Annotated in this window: 2 protein-coding genes; one reads left to right on the top strand and one right to left on the bottom strand. The window is 74.1% G+C overall.

Features of this window, described 5'->3' with window-relative positions:
• The coding region (locus G3I65_RS01250) for a thioesterase domain-containing protein (protein ID WP_309235227.1) at positions 1-311 on the bottom strand (311 nt) is incomplete at its 3' end.
• Between the two features lie 85 nt (positions 312-396).
• Here G3I65_RS01250 and G3I65_RS01245 point away from each other — a divergent pair.
• On the top strand, positions 397-1,140 hold a 744-nt coding region (locus tag G3I65_RS01245; RefSeq protein ID WP_160693938.1), incomplete at its 3' end, for an AfsR/SARP family transcriptional regulator.

Raw genomic sequence — 1,140 nt, 5'->3', positions numbered from 1 at the left:
ACGAGTGCCCGCGGGACCCCCAGTCCCGCGGCCACCCGCCGCTGCGCCAGCCGGTAGGCGACCAGCGCGCCGAGCCCGGCGCCGAACAGCACGTGCGGCCCGGCGAGCACCCCGGCCAGTTCCGCGGACAGCGACTCGACGAGCAGCCACATGTCCCGGTACGGGTGCTCGCCGCGGCGCTCGCCCCGGCCGGGCAGCTCGACGACGTGCACCGCGATCCTCGGGTCGCGCCACGCCCGGTAGCGGCCGGCGGCTTCACCGGCGTCCGGGAAACAGACGAACAGCAAGCGCTCCGGATCATCGGTGTCCACCCGTGGCCTCCCTTCCGACGTGCCCGGAGTTAGGGTCGACCACGGCACTTCCGTTCCGCTTCGGTCCGCCTTCTGGGGGCAACACGTGCGCTACCGCCTGCTCGGGCCGGTCTCGGTCCTCGGCGAAACGGGTGCTTTCCGGCCCGGTGGCCAGAAACAGACGTCCGTGCTGGCCGCGCTCCTGCTCAACCCGAACCGCGTGGTCACCGAAGACCGCCTGATCGACCTGACCTGGGGCGAGAACGCGCCGCCGAGCGTCCGCGGGCGGCTCCAGGTGCACATCTCGGAACTGCGGAAGCTCCTCGGCCGCGACGTCATCGTGCGGCGCGCGCCGGGCTACGTCATCGAAGTCGGCCCCGGCGAGCGGGACCTCGACGTGTTCGACGACGAGGTCGCGCAGGCCAGGGCCACCATCGGGCCCGAGGCCGTCGCGCACCTGCGCGCCGCGCTCGCGCTGTGGGAGGGCACCCCGCTCGGCGGCGTGAGCGAAGCGCTGGCCGAGCACGAAGGCCCGGCGCTGGCCGAACGCCGGCTCGTCGTGCTGGAGGAGCTCTACGAGCAGGAGCTGGCTTCGGGACGGCACGCCGAGGTGGTCGGCGAGCTGCGGCAGCTCGTCGAGGAACACCCGTTCCGCGAACGGCTGCGCGCCGCGCTGATGCTCGCGCTGCACCGCTGCGGCCGCACGCCGGAAGCGCTGGAGACGTACACGCGGGCGCACGACCTGCTCGTCGACGAACTGGGCATCGAACCCGGCCAGGCGCTGCAGGACCTGCGGCTGCGGATCCTGCGTGGCGAAGGCGACCCGGCGCCGGCACCCGCCGCGGCCCCG

It is taken from the genome of Amycolatopsis sp. SID8362 (assembly GCF_010550475.1).
In the GTDB taxonomy this organism is placed as follows: Bacteria; Actinomycetota; Actinomycetes; order Mycobacteriales; family Pseudonocardiaceae; genus Amycolatopsis; species Amycolatopsis eburnea.
Note: the sequence above shows the minus strand (reverse complement) of the source record. Positions and strands in the feature narration are given on the sequence as shown.